This window comes from Lysinibacillus sp. NPDC086135 (assembly GCF_044746345.1).
Classification (GTDB): Bacteria; Bacillota; Bacilli; order Bacillales_A; family Planococcaceae; genus Lysinibacillus.
In genome coordinates this window covers 544,151-563,523 of sequence record NZ_JBIVCA010000001.1, presented here as the reverse complement: position 1 = coordinate 563,523, position 19,373 = coordinate 544,151, and the positions used below count along the sequence as shown (strand labels likewise).

Genomic DNA, 19,373 nt, shown 5'->3' with positions numbered 1-19,373 from the left:
TTTATTCACATCAACCTAGGTTGCTTTGTCTAACTGTACATTCCCATAGCCGGCACTCCTAATTCACGTCCGAAACCATTTTGTTTTATCCCTTCGAAAGATGTTGCATTGTTTAAAAAACTGTATATATTTACCCAAACTGTTTCTACTTTTATAACACGGGCCATTCGATGGCACGCTTTAAATCATTGATCCAAACCCCAGATGCTAGCACCCATAAAAAGTGTCATTTGCTTTTTCCAGGGCATCCGCTTCATCTCGGCTTAAAGCCTTCCGAGGAGCTCAGTAAGGTCCACAACTTCTGGTTAGGACTCGGGTAATACGGCATTTACGTTCTGCCTAATACAACCTCAACCCAATTACCACTAATAAACAGTTCGTATTTCGTCATTTATCTGACTCCCCTCTTTTGTTTGGTTGATTGCCAATTTCTCCTTTGAACTGTAGTAGGAAAAATAAGCACTCTTTATATTAATTACAGATTATCAGATTAAGATAATTTGATATTGTAAAAATCGGAACATTCCAAATTTTTATCCACCAATTCTTCAACTATGCGCATACCGGGTGCACTAAAAAAAGCAATTACTACATAAGTAATTGCTTTAGCTTTACAAACATTATTTAGCTAGTTTTCAGGCAACTTTTTTGCCCAGTTAATTGATAAGGTGTCATGCATCCAAAGTTTCGAAACTCATGAATTAAATGGGCTTGGTCATAATAACCATTCTCATGAATAACATCATTTAACGTAAAGTGGGTTGTCCTCAAAAGCATATTTAGGGATGATTGAAATCTTACTATTTGGCTAAATAATTTTGGGGAAATACCAATATGGTCTTCAAATTGTTTTCTTAAATATCTAGTTGAATATCCTACTTCTTCTGCAAGTTGAGTTATAGTAATATTACCTCTTGTCGCGTATATATTATATAATGCTTGTTTTATTAGTTTTGATGATTTATCAATCTCAAAAATTTGACTTCCCAATATTTCATTGAATATATTGACTCTCTCCATAAAACTTTCGCCGGTTACTACCCGTTCTAAAATATTCGTATTTACAGGAAACATTTCATTTAAGGAAATTTCTTTATCTGTAAGGTCTTTTATACCGAATTTTAGTTTCTTAATATCTAGGCATGGCAGAAAACGAATACCAAAGTATGTACTGTTTGGGAGAAGGTTAATCACTCTACTTTTAGTAACGCTTCCACAAATATTACCGTAATGCTGATCACAATTAATGAGAATATCGATACACCCATCCGGGATAACAGAAATTTGATTACTTACCCCTCCTATTTTAAATTGGTAAAACAGAATAGATGGTTGATTTGGTTTAATTCTAACTTTTTGTTCAGTATAGAAATCTGTCTGAAATTCAAAGTCAGGCTGAGACGGCAAGTAACTAATTATTTTCGAATTTAAAGGATTCATCAACTTTATACCACCTTTAACACAAATTAGTAAACGCTTACAAATCGATGCTTAATATGTGATAATTTCCTCGGTTAATCGAATAACAGCTAAATCAACGGTTTACTTTGAATGAAAGTTGCTGATGTTGTTGAAAGATTTCTTTCAGAAAAGAAATTTCTTCTTGGATTACCTAATTCATAACTTGAAGAAAAAACCTCTTTACGAACGTTCGTAAAAATTAGTGTAATAAAAAAAGGAAAATAATCAACAGGACTTTTAGAAAATTTCGATAATTAATCATCCCCCCTCATTGTTTCTAATTTTTTATTTGATGATGGTTATTTCTTTATTGTAAATCTAGAGGTAGACTCAATAATTGAAGAAGTTCGTTCTTCATACCCCACTGTATTTGAAGCAAATGTTTTGGAGTTCCTGTTCCAATTAAAGGCCTTTTATTCGATAAAAAATCCAATAGATATTGTAAATTACATTTGACTCCATATAAAATTCTTTAATTCTTTGAAAAAGTAGATGAATATCCAAAAACAAATAGCAGGAAAATTTTAAAACAGCCATTAAGAGCGCTTTCCCATTCATAAACATTATCGATCACTAATTTAAAAGCCTGTATTCCTTATCAACTCAAGGTTACAGGCTTTTATAACAACAGGTTTATTACCGGTTCTATAATTTATTGAGAAATATCTTCAAATCTTTAATTCGAGCTGTAAGTAATTTGAAGTTCGCTGCCATCCTAAAACGGATAATCTAATTTACTCGTCTGTACAGATACCCATTTCGCAACAGTAAACTCATCTACAATCCATTCATATCCAAAACGCCCAATTCCACTTTGTTTCACTCCACCAAATGGTACATTTCCTTCTAACACTGCAGGCATATCATTTATATGTGTTGTACCAGATTCGATCTCAAGGGCTAATCTTTCCCCTCTTTCTATGTCACTAGTTATAATGGCAGAGGATAATCCATATTCCGTGTCATTAGCAAAACGAATGGCCTCTTCATCATTTTCAGCTGGAATAATTTGTGCAACAGGACCGAAGATTTCACAAGATGCAAGACATGAATCATTAGGTACATCAACAAATACAAATGGAGAAATAACATTCCCTGTACGATCACCTTCTACGGCAACTTTTAATCCACTTTCCTTTGCTTTATTAACTAAATCCATAATTTTACCAGCTTGTTTTTCATTTATAACAGGTCCAATAATTGTGTTAGGGTCCTTGGGGTCTCCTACTGTTAATCCCTTTACTTTTTCTACGTATCTAGCAACAAATTCATCATAAATATTTCGATTAACAATAATTCGGTTTGTAATCGCACAGATTTGGCCACTATGCAAAAATTTCCCGAAGATGGCGACTCTCACTGCTTGTTCTACGTCGGCATCTCCTAAAACTACTAAAGGATTATTGCCTCCTAGTTCTAATGCCATTTGTTTTAATGTTCCGCCTGTTACCTTATTAATATGTTTTCCTACTGCAGTTGATCCTGTAAAACTGATAAACGAAGAATTCGTATTTAACAGGAATTCCTCTCCTGATTCTTGAAGATCGGTTAAAATTGAATTAAACACTCCAGCAGGAAGTCCGGCTTCTTCGAAAGCCTTTGCAAAAACTTGCCCACCAACTATTCCAACTTGGAGATCTGGCTTATGAACAACACTGTTCCCGAGAGCAATGGCAGGGAAAATTGTTCTTGTTGCCATGTTAAATGGAAAATTAAAAGGTGTGATGGACGTAATAACACCTAAAGGTAATCGATATACACGGCTAACCTTTCCAGGTGTAGTAGATGCATAATTTTTGGGTGTGTATATTTCATCAACCATCTTAATAGAATCTTTAATGTCACTAACCCCAAAGCCAAACTCAATATGAGCTTTAAGTAGTGTTCCCCCTGTTTCTCGTGTAATTAATTCCAAAATATATTCTTTATTTTTCTCTAAATAGTCTAATGCTTTCGTTAAAACCTCTCTTCTTTGTTCTGAAGTAAATTTAGCCCATTTCTTTTGTGCTGCTTTTGCTTTGTGATAAGCTTCTTTTATTTGCTCTACATTCGCTAATTCTACAGATGTAATAGTTGACTGATCATATGGATCCTTTATTGAATACGTTCTTTTACTCCCCCCCTCTACCCATTGACCTCCAATATAACTTTTGTTTAGTTTACTTGCCCATTCAATGCAGTTCACATCTAAAGCCTGGTTCTTTGTCATTTAAAGTCCCCTTCCAGAAATGAAAATCTATACTTAACGCGATGTAACCTAAATTGTAGGTGGTGTTAATTGTTTTTTATTGTAAAAAGCGGAACTACCCTTATCAGGATGAACATTGCTAATAGAAAAAAACAAAAGAATGGGAACGAATTACAGATAGGGCTAACAGCCTTCTTACTTTTTAAAACGCTTATGAATATTGTTATACTTGTAAGTTCCTTCCTCACTGAATTCAATCAATTCCATAGATAATGCCAGATATCGACTAGTAAATAGATCAGCAAAGTGATCCTTTATTACTTCGAAAAGTTCGTCACAAGTTTCTTTCTTATGTTCAGCCAATCTTCCCGCCCCAATTTTTAATATAGCATGAACAAATGCATCATCTTCTGCTCCATCTGCTACTCGGTAATCTTGAAGTTCAATTGCTCTTGATCGAATCCCTCCAGTCGGAAAAAGATTACTACGGCTAATCAAAACATCATTCACTTTTTTAAGCAAATTTGGAATGTCTGCTTCTTTCTTTATGTTATCGGTATACTCAACAATAAAATGCGGCATGTTTTCATCCCTTTCACTGACTAAAAATGGCGTTATCACTTTCAGTTCTTAAGAAATGTTTTTCACTAATAATGGTATTTACTAATCGTCCTACTCCTTCAATTTCAGTAATGACTTCATCTCCTTCCTTTGTATCAACTAAGCCCTCAGGCGTACCAGTAAGGATAATGTCGTTTTTATTTAATGTCATAAAACTACTTAAATACGCAATCAATTGCGGAATACTAAAAATCATATCTTTCGTTGTGCCTTCCTGCGTAACTTTTCCATTTACATAAGTACGCAATGTTAGCTTCATAGGATCTTCAATATCTTTTGCATCGACTAGCCATGGACCGATTGGTGTACAAGTATCTCTATTCTTTACTTTTAAGTTCGGACGATAATAGTTTTCTAAATAATCACGGATGGCATAGTCATTTGCAACGGTATATCCTGCTACATAATCATAAGCATCTTCTTGTTTAATGTTTGTCCCGGAACGACCAATGACAACTGCAAGTTCACATTCATAATGCATATTGGTAGCCTCAGCCGGTCGGTAAGTCTGACCTCGATGACCAATAAAAGTATTAGGACCTTTTAGAAAAACTAAAGGTTCTGTTGGTGCTTGAAAAGCAAGTTCCTTTGCATGATCTGCATAATTTAGTCCTAAAGCAAAAATGGTTCTAGGTTGGACAGGTGGTAGCCAGACAACTTCCTCTTCAGAAACAATTTGTCCATTATCTAGTTTCAGATGACCATCATTTGTTTCAATTGCGTGATGAATAACATCCTGAAATACTACACGTGCATGTTTCATAATAATCGCGCTCCTTTACCAAACAATTAGATTCTCATTTAACTGTATTTTCTAAATAACCGATTCCATCGATTTCAATTCGTACCAGGTCTCCCTCTTTCACAAGCGGGGGATTTTCAGGTACCCCAACCAGTAAAACATCTCCCTCATATAGCGTCATAAATTCCGAAATTTCAGAAATTAATTGCGATACAGGACGAATTAAATTGGCCGTTGTATTTTTTTGTTTTAATTCATCGTTAACGAATACAGTAATCGTCAACTTATTAGGGTCAGAGATTGCATCGCGTTCAATAATCCATGGACCTACAGGGCAAAAGTTATCTCTCGCTTTTTGTTTAACAGCTGGTCGATAAAAATTCTCATGCGGAATACTCACATCATTTACAATGGTGTATCCTAATACATGATCTAAAGCTTTTTCTTCTGTTACACGAGTAGTCTTTTTCCCAATGACAATGCCTAATGAGGCACCTATTTGCAGATGTGATGTATCCTTGGGTAATGGAATTGAAGATTTAAATCCAGTAATGGTGTTCACCGGTTTTATATATAAGACAGGCGCTTTGGGAGGCTGGTTATAAGGTTCTTTAGTTAACGATGAACCTAATGCCTTAAGCTCGCCACTATAATTTAATAAAGCCCCATATACTGTACCCGAAATTGGCGCCTCCAAAGAGGACTGCTCCACTGGTATATTTCTATCACCGAGAATAATTGTATTGCTTTGAGGATCTACTTCCACTTCTTTTGTATGAAGGGTTTCACTAAATTTAATAATTGCCTTACTCATAACGATTCACTCCTCTCTTAAATTCGTAAATTCTTAATGATTAGCTACACCTTTAACATCATTACCTATATTTGCCTTAACGATAATTTCTGGAAAATTATCCTCTGCATTTTTTGACTTACGGGCCCCTATAAGTGTACCAATATAGCAGCCTAAGAAACCTAATGGTATAGAAAGAATTCCTGGTGATGCTAGAGGGAAAATAGGAAGACCAGTAAATAGGGCTACACCTGGTTCTGGGTTCCAAACATTTGGACTTAACATTACCAGACCAATCGTGCTAATTAATCCTATAAGCATCCCAAAGATTGCTCCAGTTTTGTTGAACTTTCTCCAAAAAATAGTTAATAAAATAACTGGTAAATTCGAACTCGCTGCTAATGTAAGAGCGATTGATGCTACAAAGGCAACATTAAAATTTTGCAAAAATAGTGATAAGGCAATGGCGATAGCAGTGATGACGATCGATGCAAGACGTACCATAAACATTTGCTGTTTTTCGGTTGCTTTCCCGTCTTTTAAAATTTCGTTATAAAAGTCATGGGAAAATGCTGTTGCTCCCGTAACTACAATTCCAGCAACCACTGCGAGAATAGTAGCAAAAGAAACCGCAGAAATGAAAGCAAACATAAAATCTCCGCCAATATACTTTGCTAATAATGGCGCTGCCATATTCCCTGCTGGGTTAGCCTCTATAATACTTGAAGTTCCAACTAGCTTCGCTGCGCCAAACCCAAGGAAAATGACCATAATATGGAACATGCCCATAATCCACATAAGCCAAACAACTGACTTTCTGGCAACCTGAGCATTAGGTACAGTTAAAAAGCGAACTAATACATGGGGTAGACCCGCTGTCCCAAGAATGAGCCCAAGTGTTAAAGAAGCTGCATCCCAACCGTTTTTATATTTTAAACCTGGATTTAAGAAATCAATTCCAAAAGGAGTGGCGGTTTTCATATCAGTAAAAATGCCAATAAAATTAAAATTAAATTTCCACATAACCATGACAAACAAAATAAAGGTTCCACCTACTAAAAGAACTGCTTTAATAATTTGAACCCAGCTTGTTGCGGTCATTCCTCCAAATAAAACAAAAGCTAACATAGCAACACCAACAATAAGGACTGAAATATTATACGGAATACCTAATAATAATTTGAATAAAGCTCCCGCAGCAACGAGCTGTGCAAGCATATAAAAAACTGAAATGATTATTGTATTGAAGGCAGTTACACCTCGTACTTGTTTAAATCTAAATCGAGCAGTAATCATATCACCTAACGTATATTTCCCAAGATTTCTTAATGGCTCTGCAACTAAAAATAAAATGACAAGAAACGAAACTAGGGCACCATACATGAGGAAAAATCCGTCATATCCCGTTAAAGAAAAGGCTCCAATTAACCCTAAAAAGGTAGATGCAGACATAAAGTCTCCAGCTAAAGCAAGTCCATTTTGCCTAGCAGTCAGACCACCTCCAGCTGTATAAAAAGAACCTGCCGTTTTTGTTTTTTTGGAAGCATAGTACGTAATGAAAAGTACCCCTATTGACATGAGTACAAAAAGAAGAATAATATCCCATCCCATATGTCTACAGCCCCTCTTTTACTAGGATTTGCTTTACTTTTTCGTCAAATTCAGCAGACTTCTTTACATAAACACTGCATACCCCAAATGACATAAAGATAATTGAAATACCGTAAATCCACGCCAACGTAATGTCTCCTATTACTTGAACGTTTAATATATTTGTAAACAAGGCTAGGAATGGTAAAGCTAGTGAATAAGCCAAATAAAAAATTGTGTATGAAATAATAAACTTTTTCTTATCTAAAAGTAGTTGTTTAAAATCCTCTGAAGTGGAAATTTTGTCATAATCTATTTGTTTGTTATCTTGTTGTTCAATGTCTTTTTTTACACTATTCTGTTCTTTTACTAGCTCCAAATTGATAGCACCTCTTTCCTAATAATTCAATAGGGTTCTTAAATGCTTCTAATTCTTTGATTTTTAATTTCTATTAAAAACCACTAGTTTTAGCTCTGTCATTTCTTCTACAGCATATTTTATTCCTTCTCTTCCCATTCCACTTTCCTTCACACCTCCATAAGGCATGTTATCTACACGAAACGTTGGAATATCATTAATCATTACGCCTCCAACATGAAGGTTTTCAGCTGCAGTTAACGCTGTATGAACATTATCCGTGTAAATCCCCGCTTGAAGACCATATCGCGAATCATTTACTTGCTCAATTGCTTCCTCTACTGCTTGAACTTTATTGATGATAACAATTGGAGCAAACACTTCTTGACACGAAACTTTTAAAGAAGACGCTGCATTTAATATGACCGTTGGCAATAGAATATTTCCTTTGGCGATTCCCCCAGTTGCTACCTCTGCACCATGTTGTGTCGCCTCATGAATCCAATCTAAAGTACGTTCCACATCTTCTTTTGAAATAAGCGCTGAAACATCTGTACGTGGATCTAAAGGGTCACCAATTTTGAGTTGTTGAGTTGCTTCAACGAATTTTTGCACAAATGTTTCGTATAAACTTTCATGAATATAAATTCGTTGTAATGATATACATACTTGACCTTGGAAAGAAAAGGCTCCCTTCACACAACGATTAATAATTGAATCTATATCGATCCCTTTATCAATAATAACGGCTGCATTTGAACCCAGTTCTAATGTCACACGCTTCAGTCCTGCTTTGTTTCGAATACCAATCCCAACAGCTGGGCTTCCCGTAAATGTAATGGCTGCAATTCTATCATCGGTCACGATTTTATCCCCCACGACTCTTCCGCTTCCAGTAATAACATTAAGAGCTCCATTCGGCAAACCAGCCTCCTGTAACAACTCTGCTAAAAAGAAAGAAGATAGTGGCGTTTGACTTGCTGGCTTTAATACAATTGTATTTCCTGCGGCAATGGCAGGACCTACTTTATGGGCAACTAAATTCATCGGAAAATTAAATGGAGTAATCGCTCCAATAACCCCAATAGGTTCACGCACCGTATATGCTACTCGTTTTTCTCCACCTGGTGCAGCATCCAATGGAAGCGTTTCTCCATGAATTCGCTTTGCTTCTTCAGCTGCAAACTTATACGTTTGTATTGTCCGTTTCACTTCTTCGATTGCAGTAGCAATTGGTTTAGCTGCCTCTAAAGCGATAATTTCTGCCGCTTCATCTAAACGCTTCTCTAACAAAGCTACCAAACGTTCCAAAATAGCTGCACGTTCGTGAGCTGGCATTTTCGCCATTACTGTTTTTGCACGAACTGCAGCTTCAATTGCCTCATTCACTTCTTTTTCATTAGCCTTAGGAATATATGCAATAACATCTCCAGAATATGGAGATGTTAGAGCTGCCTGTTCAGTGGCTTCTTGCCATTGACCATCAATGTATAAGTTTTTCTTTCTTACTTGTACTTTTAAATTCATAGTCTACTCCTTTCTGTTATAGCCTACTATTAATTAGATCACTAGCTCATCTTTTTTCATGTATTCATTCATGCCGTATGACTCATTCTGCTTGCCATATTTATAATCTAGCCACTTTACCTTCATCCGCTTCTTGTATGGGAATACAGAACAATCTTTTAATTGTATTAACAATGAAGCGTGATGCTCATTACTAGATATTTGGTGGCAAGTTCCATCATAATTATTACCATCTATTTCAACTTGAATATGGTAAATACCAGGTTTAGGCATTCGGTATCTCTTTTTTACTATTAAGTTAAGAAACTGATGTTTTTTGTGAAAAAGAGAACTTTGATTCATTTCCCCATTAATTTCATAAAAATCACCAAGGTACATAGGAATCATTTGCACATGACCTTCATCAAGCAATTTTCGGATTGCTGTTGAACTAATTTTTTCATTAGAATGTTGGATTTTTGGAACAGTCGTTACGTCCAAACTTCCGGGATTATACTCTGTTAACGTTTTCATATTACCGAGTCCTTTATAGCCATAATGATAATCAAAGCCGGCTACAACATGTATACATCCAAGTCCAATAATGTATTGTTCAACAAAATCGTTAGGAGAAAGACGGGCAAACTCAGGGCTAAACTCAACAACAAATAACTTCTCAACACCCAGCTTTTCAAATCGATCTTCTTTCAAAGGAAGCGGAGTTAAATAAGTCATTGGCTCCATATGAGGAAAGAGTATATCTTTTGGGTGCGGATAAAACGTCATAACACCAAAGGCGCATTGTTTTTGCAAAGCAATTTGTTTTGCTGTTTCAAGAATTTTTTGATGACCGATGTGAACGCCATCAAAAAAAACCGAGAGCCAAAACACAAGCTTCCATTTCAGTGAACGTTGATTTATCAATTGAACTTTTGATAGTAATTGTCTGCATCGTTTGCCCTCCCCTTTTATGTTAAGTTAGTTGCGGTGCAATGATCTGGCCATATTTTCCTGCAAAGAATGTCAGAGGATTTCCTTCACGAAGGGCAATATTTTCTACTTCTCCAAGGAACAGCGTATGGTCACCAGCTACTTGCTTTCCATATACATTGCACACAATATTTGCTAGCGCATCCTTTACTACCGAGATTTCGTTTAGGCGGTCAAATTCAGGTTCACGCTTTTCTTTGATTTGACCAGCGAATAACATAGAAACTTCTTGCTGGTCTTCCGATAAAATATTTACTGCAAATTTACCGGAGCGGTTAATTTTATCGAGCATTTTTGCATTTTCTTTAATCGATATTAGTACGAGTTTTGGGTTTAGCGACACTGACATGAAGGCATTTGCTGTCATGCCATGAGGCTCTCCATCAATGTCCGTTGTAATAACTGTTACGCCGGTTGCAAATTTACCCATCGCATCTCGAAATGTACGATCATCCATTAAAATTCCTCCATTCTTTTTATTTAAATAACAAGTTCTGGTTTGCGCTGTGCAAGGTTTGGTGCCTTGGATTGAATTTGTTCATTGGTTTCAATATCTAAAAACGGAGATGTTTCATTAAACCAACTGTCCGGTGCTTTTGCACCCCACAATGTTTGACGACGTGGGTCGTTTAAATCCCATCGAATTGGCTCGAAGTCATTGTCACTTGTTAAGTAATCTCCGTTATACAGCTCAATGCGGTATCCATCTGGATCTCTTAAATACAAGAAGAACGCATTGGATAAGCCGTGGCGTGCTGGCCCTCTTTCAATGTTCTGTGAATAGCCAAGAGAAGCTAAAACATCGCAGCAGTGAATTAGAGCAAGTGGATCAGGTAGCCAGTAAGCAAAGTGATGAAGACGCGGACCATCTCCGTTCATAAAGGCTTGATCATGCACAGTCTGTTTGCGGTGGAGCCACGCAGCCCAGATACTTCCATCTTCTATCGTTGTATATTCAGAACATGCAAAACCTAACTCGTTGATAAAGAAGTTGTAAGCTTTTTCTACATCCGGTACAGCACAGTTTACGTGGTCAATCCGCTGAATGCGGGCACCGCTGTATAAATCGTAGCGCTGAAGTAAGCGCTCTACTTTTTCAATCTTGCAGAAAAATTCAAGGGGCATCCCTGAAATATCATGTACATGCAGTGCACGTCCAAGAGCATGCTGAGTACCTTCCTTAAGCCACTTTGTTTTTAAGCCTTTTGCTTGAAACAATCCAGCTAGACGGTCAAGATCTTCTTCTTTTTCTACTTTGTAACCGAGTGCGTGTACCCCTAACGTCTCGGACTTTTTAAGAACCAAGCTGTGGTGTGTGTGTTCTTCAAGCCCTCTCAAATAAACACAGTCATCCTTTGTTTCCGTTTCAATCATGCCGAGCGCTTTTACATAAAAATCTTTTGAACGGTCTAAATCCTGCACGTTTATAACCGTTCTGGCAATACGAATAATATTGAAATCCATACTCCTCATCTCCCTTAGTCGATTAATTAGTTATTTTTAACTAAAGCTTCTGATCGATTCAAAAATTCCTTCACACGATCAACATATTCCTGTTTGTCATACCCGTTATAAAGCGTACTTGCCATTCTAATTGGATCACCAAAGAAGAAGCGCTCATAAAGTGTTTGTCGTGTACCGAATGAACTTATACACACATCCCATGCCAAACGATAAAGTTTCACACGATCATAGGCATCTCCAGTGGCTGATTGTAAATACTTATCAAGATCCGGACGAATTTCAGAATTGAAGTCTGATTCTGAAGGAATCGCCATTAAGCCACTTGCACCCATTAATTGCATAATTTCTGTAAAGCGAGGGTAAATTTTTGGGAAGTAATGACGTGCTGCATTTAACGGTGCAAAATCTGGTGTCATAGTTCCCCATCTATCCACTTTTGCATTTGCTTCGGCAGCAACGACATATGCTTTCATCGTTTCAAGTGCAATAATTACCTCAGAGATTTTCTCCTGTATATGTTGGTATTGGCCAATATTAATTGTCTCTGCCATTAATTGAAGAATACCAAGTACAAACTCTGTTTTCGCGATATTTTTTGCTACAACTTGATGTGTCATATGAACAACTGCATTACTTTCATTGTAGGCCTGGTTGCACACATTAACATCACCAAGGGCAAAGACTCGATTCCACGGAACGACAACATCATCAAACACAACAATGGTATCCATTTCTTCAAAGCGAGATCCTAACGGATGGTCGAAATGAGACTTACCATAATCAAAAGATTCTCGACAAATAAATTTCAAGCCCGGTGTGTTATTAGGAATAGAAAATGCAAACGCATATGGATTTTCTTCAGCTGATTGTTTTAACAAAGTAGATGGGAATACCATGATTTCATCGGTAATACCACCTTGAGTAGCAAGTAATCTTGCCCCTTTAATAACGACCCCTTCAGATGTTTTCTCTTTAATCCTTGCTGCAATATACGGATCTGGAAGCTGTGCTGAGTTAACTCCCCTATTGACTTGAGGCTGAATCAACGTATGTGTTAAAGATAAATCATTTTCACGGCAATACTCGTAGTAGTTGGTCATATTTTCGGCATAGATGGAGTCCTGTTTCCCAAACATTTCTGCAGCTGAACCATACGCCATCATCCCGACATTAATGTAATCAGGGGAACGCCCCATCATGCCACCATTATATTTCGCCCATTCTTGCATCATTTTGCGACGTGTCACCAAATCTTCTTTTGTTTTTGGCTGAATAAAAGATGTACCTACCCGTTCACGAGTTGTCGGAGATTCATATGTCATGTAATCCTTTTTGTCTGGATCATGTTGCAAATCGTAAAGTTCTGCCTGAGTTTTCATAACTCCTTTAAAAGCTGGATGTTCAGAAATCTTCCCTTCTACTCGTTTGCCATCAATCCATATATTTGCCTGTGCATGATCAACTCTTTCAATATATTGCTCTCCTGTTTTTGCTGGCATTATTGTTTCCCCCTAAAAAAATAGTTGTTTACTTCCCAAATTGCGGAATATGATGGTCACCTATAGCAACATGGATTACCTTTGGTTCTGTATAGAATTCAAACATTGCGTAATGACCACCCTCTCTTCCAATTCCACTATCTTTCATACCGCCAAATGGAATTCGAAGATCTCGTACGTTTTGAGCGTTAATCCAAAGCATACCTGCTTCAATAGCATCCGCCATACGATGTGCTCGTTTTAAATCTTTTGTCCATACAAAACCAGCTAGTCCGTAAGATACGTCATTTGCCATATGAAGTACTTCTTCATCTGTTTCAAATTCGATTACGGCCATAACGGGACCAAAAATTTCTTCCTGACATACTCTCATGTCATTTTTTGCATTCAATAAAAGTGTCGGTGGTACAAAATTACCTGCCTTTACCTTTTCCGGAACCACTCCCTGAACTACTTCACAACCTTCTTGTTTAGCGATTTCTATATATTTTTTTACTTTGTTGTAGTGACCTTTTTCAATTAGCGGACCAAGCTCAGTTGCTGAATCCATTGGGTCACCGATTTTAATGTTAGCGACACGTGCTTTTAATTTTCCAACAAATTGATCTTTAATATTTTTATGCAAGAATACGCGAGAATTGGATGTACAACGTTCCCCATTAAATGAGAAAATCCCCCATATAGCTGCATCTAGAGCTCGTTCAAGATCTGCATCATCAAAGACAATTAAAGGTGATTTCCCACCAAGCTCCATCGATGTTTTCTTTAAAGTATCCGCAGCGTTTTTAATAATAGTGGAGCCTGTAGTCGTTTCACCTGTAAATGAAACCGCTTTCACATCTGGGTGAGCAACAAGTGCGGCCCCTGCTGTTTCTCCAAAGCCATGCACGATATTAAAGACGCCATCCGGAACTTGAGCTTTTTGAATAATTTCAGCTAATTTATTTGCAGTCAATGGTGAAAGTTCAGCTGGTTTTAGGACAACCGTATTTCCAGTTGCTAATGCAGGCGCTACTTTCCAAGTCTCTAACATGAATGGGGCATTCCATGGAGTAATTAACCCTATAACACCTAATGGTTTATAAACTGTATAATTAATGAATTCATCATCCATTGGATAAGATTCGCCATGCAATTTTGTCTCAACCATTCGTGCGTAGAAACGGAAATTCTCTGCAGCACGTGCGGTTTGATTTCTTGTTTGGCTAATTGGCAAACCTGTGTCTAATGATTCTAAGAAAGCAATTTCTTCAATCTCCTCATCGATGATATCTGCAATTCTATTAATATATTTCATTCTTTCTTTCAATTTCATCTTGCCCCACGGACCATTCACAAACGCTTCTTTTGCTGAAAGAACAGCTTGATTTATATCCGCTTCACGCCCCTCAGCGATATAGTTGTTTATTTCATTGGTAAATGGATTTTTATTTTCAAAAGTAGCACCTGATTGACTGTCGACAAACTGTCCATTAATATAGAGTTTTACATTTGCTACTTGCTTGTGTTCGTGATTTTTTTGAGTCTCAGATACTTGAACTTGCATGTTATTACACTCCCCATTCTTCTCTTACTCCTGTCACGAGGAGTAAGAGAATTTTTTAGATTTTGAATGATTATTTAGTGACAATCGCATTTGATAAAATACCATATTGATTTAAAACTTCACGAATTTCGTTTTGAAGTGCCTCAGATGGTAAATCCATTGGCTTACGTAAAACTGGCGTAATTTTACCCATCATGCCCAGCGCTGCTTTTACTGGTCCAGGGTTAGTTTCTTTGAATAACACATCATTTAATGTCATCAATTCATAATGAAGATTTAAAGCTTTTTCAGCGTCGCCTTCCTCCCAAGCATTGTGCATTTCTGCTACTTTCGCTGGCGCAACGTTTGCTGTGGCGCTAATAGAACCTTTTCCACCGATTGTTAACATTGGGTAGCAAAGAAGTTCAATTCCCGAGAATAGACTGAAATCTCTACCACAATTCAACAGCACTCGATTGACATGTTCAAAATCTTTATTTGACTCTTTGGCACCAATAATGTTCGGGCAATCTTCAACGAGTCGAGCCATTGTTGTTACTTCCATATTGACCCCTGTTCTTCCAGGAATGTTATAGATAATAATGGGAATATCCACGGTATCGGCAATAGCTTTATAGTGTTTATATAATGCCTGCTGGGAAGGCTTGTTATAGTATGGAACAATGACCATCGCAGCATCTGCTCCCATTTCTTGAGCAGCCTTTGTTAGTCGAAGCGCTTCATTATGATTAACAGATCCCGTTGCTGGTATAAATGGAACTCGTCCGTTAATCGTTTTACTTGCTGTTTCCATCACAAGCTCTCTTTCTTCGATTGTTAGAGAACTAGGTTCCCCAGAAGTCCCGGTTACCGAAATACCATGGCTCCCACTTTCTATTTGCCAGTTAATTAAACTTTTAAATGTCTGTAAATCTAAGCTTTCATCTTCCTTGAATGGTGTAATAACTGGTGCTATCGAACCTTTTATACTTTCTTTAGCTTTTCGAATTCTAGACATTTTATCTTCTCCTTTTCTACCTTTTCATGGAATCGTTTTCAAAAATAATGTATCATTAAGTTTGAAATATTTAAAATATTTAAAATGTTTGTAACGTATATAAAATAAATATGCTTTCTAAGGAGGAGTTTCATGGATATAAGACAATTGCGATACTTTGCCACTATTGTTGAAGAAGGGCAAATCACTAGAGCAGCAAAGAAATTACATATGGCCCAACCCCCCCTTAGTCAACAGCTAAAAGCGCTGGAGGAAGAACTTAGTACTCTTTTGATCGTACGAAATGGAAAGAATATAGAACTAACAGCAGCAGGAAAAGTTTTGTATAAGAGAGCTACCAATCTTTTAAGTCAGATTGATGAAACAATTATGGAAGTGAAAGAAGTGGGAGAAGGTCTTAAGGGTACTTTATCAATTGGATCTGTAAAAACATGCTTTTCTTACCTACCTGAACGCATTCGTTTTTTCCGAGAAAAGTATTCAAACGTTACATTTCGTTTATACGAAGGGGATACCTATCGATTATTACAAGATTTAAGGAATAGGCATATTGAGGTTGCTATAGTCCGGTTACCTTTTGAATCAGAATTAGATGACTTATCTTCACTACCATTACCTCCAGATCATTTTGTAGCCGTTATCCCTGAGACGTGGAATTATGAAAATACAATAAGACTAGAAGAACTTTCAAGTATGCCACTAATGTTGCTACAACGTGTTAAGGGTGTTGGTCAATACGAATTGGTTATAGAAGCTTGTAGAAAATATCACTATGAACCAAATATTGTCTGTCAATGTTCAGACGCTGATATGATAATGTCCCTAGTAAGAGAAGGTGTAGGTGCTTCTTTACTTCCAAGGTCTGTCTTACGTTCTTTTTCTATGAATGGCCTGAAAATATTGGAGCTTGAAGAACTTAGTATTCAATCAGATTCGGCCGTTATCTGGTTGAAGGACCGTTACATTTCAAAAAGTGCTGTTAAATTTATTGAAACTTTTAAGAGGGAATACAGTTTAAAAATTTCACAAGTAGAATGACTCAAATAAATCATTTCAGATTTTTATTACTCACCCGTTACTTAAGCCTTTACAGTGATATTAAATATATATTGCGGAGTCAAAAATAAGACAATGAGCTCATTTGACTTCGTTTCTAGTATGGTGGTGATTGCCACCGTTTTAAAATTGTGCTAGCAATTTATAAATCTTTTGCAATGGAATCAAAAATATCGGCAGCATCTCTTGCCATCTTGTGAGTTAAATGGACATAGCGGTCTTCAGTAGTTGCTATCTGCTTTGTCCTAATCTTTTTTTGGACAGTTTTTATAGGTTGTCCACTTTCAATCAACATTGTTGCGTATAAATGGTAGTTGAAATCGATACATCTATGTAAGGCTTTTTAAATCAATTGTTCTAATAATTGATGAAGAAATCTTTTTATTGTGCGTTCTGTAAGTTTTTTTCGGAAAACTGTTGAAAAATGCCCTTTTGCAACCCTCTAGCCTTCCCTAAATTACACACCAGCTATTACATCTCCGTTATTAAATTACAAAAAGGCAGTTGAAAATCAGATCCAGCCGCATTTTCAACTGCCAACTCAAATATTTGATTTTTATTAGTACCCATTAAATTTATAGGGTTGTTTTTTCGATTGCATTTTGTTGCAGTGAACTGCGTTTTTTATTTGTTCTGCTCCTCTATAAACTAGAGATTATTAAGGACTAACTGGAGGAGTAAGCCCTGTAAGAACAGGAGTTATAACACTAGTGCCTGCTCCAAGGCGAATTTGTTGAACTTGCAGTACTTTTACAGTAAGCTCTAGCACGATTTTTTCACGTAATGTGTCGAAAGTGCCCTCTGGTTCTGCCATAACCGGTGAAAAATCAAGTTCAAAGAAGTTTGCAGCTACTAACTCGCCAAATGGTTGTTCATTGTATTTAACTAGATTTTGGAAGAATGCTTTATCCAATCGAGCATCCATTTGCGTAGTTTCATTAAGGAAGTTCGCTTCGGCAAACTCGGAAATTCCTAAAATCGGAGTAGGGCCTCCAAGTGTTTGTGGGAAAGTAAGGTCTGTAAAACCTGAAAACGGAACATCGGCAATTCTATCTTGGAGTGCCGCGTTACATGCTGCTGTAGCATATTCTATATTTTTGCGAATATTTCCTGCTACAAATAATTTAGCTCTTGTTACCGCAAAAAAGTCAGTTGTGCCAATACGTGCAAAAGCAACAGGTACTAGTTTCACTTGATTTAGGAATACATTTTTTTTCACTCTTTTGATTTCAGTTGCTGCAGGAGTAAGCGTAATATCCGCCTCCACAGCAATTTGAAGTGTTGGTTCTGCAAGTACAACCGGAACTTTAACAGTTGGCGTCACTAACGGTGTAGCAACTACTGGAGTAACCTCAGTAGTTAATGGTATTTGTTCTGTTGATGTTACTGGACAAGGTTCGACTTGATTAACTTGAAAATCTAATTGATCACTCAAAAAATTCCCTCTTTTCATTTTTTTAGTATTAGAGAGCGCTCTCTATATTGCTAGAATATGTAGCGATTAATTCTATGTATAGACGTGTATACTAGTTTCTTCTTATTTTAAAAAAGGGATTTTTTTAGCATGTACATCAAAATGCTAGATACTCACCATAGTTAATCTAGTTTTATGTTTAGTTACCTTTTTTGATTGAAGAATTTCAAGAAAATAATAGTCAAAAGCAGAAACAATTACGAAGAAAGATTTTAGTGTACGAAAATGCTGGAACCGTGTTTTATACCACAAGATTACAGAACTTAAGTTTTTGGATAGAGGAATATGTTGACCTTAAACTCGAACCGAAAAGTAGTACAATTATGAAGATGTAATAATGAATCACATCTTGCTCACCTAGGTAAATATAAAGTAAAATCTTTAACTACTCGTTTCTTACAATGGTTTATTAATTTATCTTTTTAATCACGCAGTGTAAACATACAAATACATTAAAAAAAATTCTATGCATTATGTAGAGCTCATAAAGGATAAAAGTAGAAAACCTACCCGTGATAGGGCATGTTCTTGAATAATTGGGAGTGCTTGTTTCAATGAGTCTATTACGAAATCAAGTGTAGGACGTTTAGACATACAAAAGCCCAGTATTAAACCAATAAATCTCATAACGGTCCTCCAAATCTTATATTTCATATAATCCTCATAGCGTTCAGTAGTTTGATGTTACCAATACTCGGTTTACTCTCAAAACATTCGTTAGCAATATCTAACGACTTTGCTCAACACTTTCATTACTATCCTTATCATAAATTTTATGTTTTGTTTCAAAGTCAGCGTCAACTAACTCTTTTAGTTGATTCCACTATGTCTACAAATATCATCTGTTTGTATATCATTCCTATAACCAGTGAAATAATACATATTCGCTCTTTGGCATTATTAGCAGCTAAAATTTCAGCACCATCACTTATTTTTGAGTCATCTTAATACACCTTTTCAAATGAGTAATTTCTTTCTGCCACGATTGATTCCCCCTTTTTTCTAAAACACTTCACTTTTGTGGTACAATTACCCAAAAGGAGGTTTGTAAGAATTATGTCATTATTGTTTTTTCTTGCCCCATTAGC

18 protein-coding genes are annotated in these 19,373 nt (G+C 36.6%); 1 reads left to right on the top strand and 17 read right to left on the bottom strand.

The features are described 5' to 3' along the window. Positions 1-29: 29 nt before the first annotated feature. From ACIPKN_RS02770 to hpaI, 15 genes are all read right to left on the bottom strand, one after another. A complete protein-coding gene (locus ACIPKN_RS02770) occupies positions 30-167 on the bottom strand; it encodes a hypothetical protein (RefSeq protein ID WP_400933140.1) in 138 nt (45 codons plus the stop codon). A gap of 457 nt (positions 168-624) precedes the next feature. Beyond that, positions 625-1,440: a helix-turn-helix domain-containing protein gene (locus tag ACIPKN_RS02765; RefSeq protein ID WP_400933187.1), complete on the bottom strand. Its 816-nt coding sequence runs from the start codon at positions 1,438-1,440 to the stop codon at positions 625-627. Positions 1,441-2,176: 736 nt separating this feature from the next. Then, on the bottom strand, positions 2,177-3,670 hold the full coding sequence (locus tag ACIPKN_RS02760) for an aldehyde dehydrogenase family protein (RefSeq protein WP_400933138.1): 1,494 nt from the start codon (positions 3,668-3,670) through the stop codon (positions 2,177-2,179). Between the two features lie 174 nt (positions 3,671-3,844). After that, positions 3,845-4,231: a 5-carboxymethyl-2-hydroxymuconate Delta-isomerase gene (locus ACIPKN_RS02755; protein ID WP_400933136.1), complete on the bottom strand. Its 387-nt coding sequence runs from the start codon at positions 4,229-4,231 to the stop codon at positions 3,845-3,847. A 13-nt stretch (positions 4,232-4,244) separates the two neighbouring features. After that, positions 4,245-5,033: a fumarylacetoacetate hydrolase family protein gene (locus tag ACIPKN_RS02750; protein WP_142510387.1), complete on the bottom strand. Its 789-nt coding sequence runs from the start codon at positions 5,031-5,033 to the stop codon at positions 4,245-4,247. A 34-nt stretch (positions 5,034-5,067) separates the two neighbouring features. Beyond that, positions 5,068-5,826, bottom strand: a complete 759-nt coding sequence (locus ACIPKN_RS02745) for a fumarylacetoacetate hydrolase family protein (protein WP_400933133.1) — start codon at positions 5,824-5,826, stop codon at positions 5,068-5,070. 33 nt (positions 5,827-5,859) lie between these two features. Beyond that, positions 5,860-7,416, bottom strand: coding sequence for a solute symporter family protein (locus ACIPKN_RS02740; RefSeq protein ID WP_400933131.1), 1,557 nt, complete (start codon positions 7,414-7,416; stop codon positions 5,860-5,862). A gap of 4 nt (positions 7,417-7,420) precedes the next feature. Beyond that, positions 7,421-7,774, bottom strand: coding sequence for a DUF485 domain-containing protein (locus tag ACIPKN_RS02735; protein ID WP_185903548.1), 354 nt, complete (start codon positions 7,772-7,774; stop codon positions 7,421-7,423). 63 nt (positions 7,775-7,837) lie between these two features. Next, entirely contained in the window at positions 7,838-9,280 is a 1,443-nt protein-coding gene (locus tag ACIPKN_RS02730; protein WP_400933128.1) for an aldehyde dehydrogenase family protein, read from the bottom strand. 33 nt (positions 9,281-9,313) lie between these two features. After that, positions 9,314-10,183 carry a cytidyltransferase gene (locus ACIPKN_RS02725; protein ID WP_400933126.1) on the bottom strand — a complete coding sequence of 290 codons (870 nt, stop codon included), beginning with the start codon at positions 10,181-10,183 and terminating at the stop codon, positions 9,314-9,316. A gap of 49 nt (positions 10,184-10,232) precedes the next feature. Next, positions 10,233-10,706, bottom strand: a complete 474-nt coding sequence (locus ACIPKN_RS02720; protein ID WP_400933124.1) for a flavin reductase family protein — start codon at positions 10,704-10,706, stop codon at positions 10,233-10,235. 23 nt (positions 10,707-10,729) lie between these two features. Continuing rightward, the gene (hpaD, locus tag ACIPKN_RS02715; protein WP_400933122.1) at positions 10,730-11,713 is read right to left on the bottom strand and encodes a 3,4-dihydroxyphenylacetate 2,3-dioxygenase; all 984 of its coding nucleotides are present in this window, start codon (positions 11,711-11,713) and stop codon (positions 10,730-10,732) included. Positions 11,714-11,739: 26 nt separating this feature from the next. Further along, positions 11,740-13,212, bottom strand: coding sequence for a 4-hydroxyphenylacetate 3-monooxygenase, oxygenase component (gene hpaB, locus ACIPKN_RS02710; RefSeq protein ID WP_400933120.1), 1,473 nt, complete (start codon positions 13,210-13,212; stop codon positions 11,740-11,742). A gap of 28 nt (positions 13,213-13,240) precedes the next feature. Next, a complete protein-coding gene (hpaE, locus tag ACIPKN_RS02705; RefSeq protein WP_400933118.1) occupies positions 13,241-14,758 on the bottom strand; it encodes a 5-carboxymethyl-2-hydroxymuconate semialdehyde dehydrogenase in 1,518 nt (505 codons plus the stop codon). A gap of 70 nt (positions 14,759-14,828) precedes the next feature. Beyond that, complete coding sequence (gene hpaI, locus ACIPKN_RS02700; RefSeq protein ID WP_400933116.1) at positions 14,829-15,755, bottom strand: 2,4-dihydroxyhept-2-ene-1,7-dioic acid aldolase; 927 nt, start codon at positions 15,753-15,755, stop codon at positions 14,829-14,831. Between the two features lie 132 nt (positions 15,756-15,887). Between hpaI and ACIPKN_RS02695 the strand changes: the two genes are divergently transcribed. Beyond that, on the top strand, positions 15,888-16,793 hold the full coding sequence (locus ACIPKN_RS02695; RefSeq protein ID WP_400933114.1) for a LysR family transcriptional regulator: 906 nt from the start codon (positions 15,888-15,890) through the stop codon (positions 16,791-16,793). A 676-nt stretch (positions 16,794-17,469) separates the two neighbouring features. On the opposite strand, the gene ACIPKN_RS02690 is transcribed toward ACIPKN_RS02695, so the two are convergent. Together ACIPKN_RS02690 and ACIPKN_RS02685 are read right to left on the bottom strand one after the other, a co-directional pair. Then, positions 17,470-18,246, bottom strand: a complete 777-nt coding sequence (locus tag ACIPKN_RS02690; protein ID WP_400933112.1) for a CsxC family protein — start codon at positions 18,244-18,246, stop codon at positions 17,470-17,472. Between the two features lie 510 nt (positions 18,247-18,756). Beyond that, entirely contained in the window at positions 18,757-18,912 is a 156-nt protein-coding gene (locus ACIPKN_RS02685; RefSeq protein ID WP_400933110.1) for a hypothetical protein, read from the bottom strand. Positions 18,913-19,373: the final 461 nt, after the last annotated feature.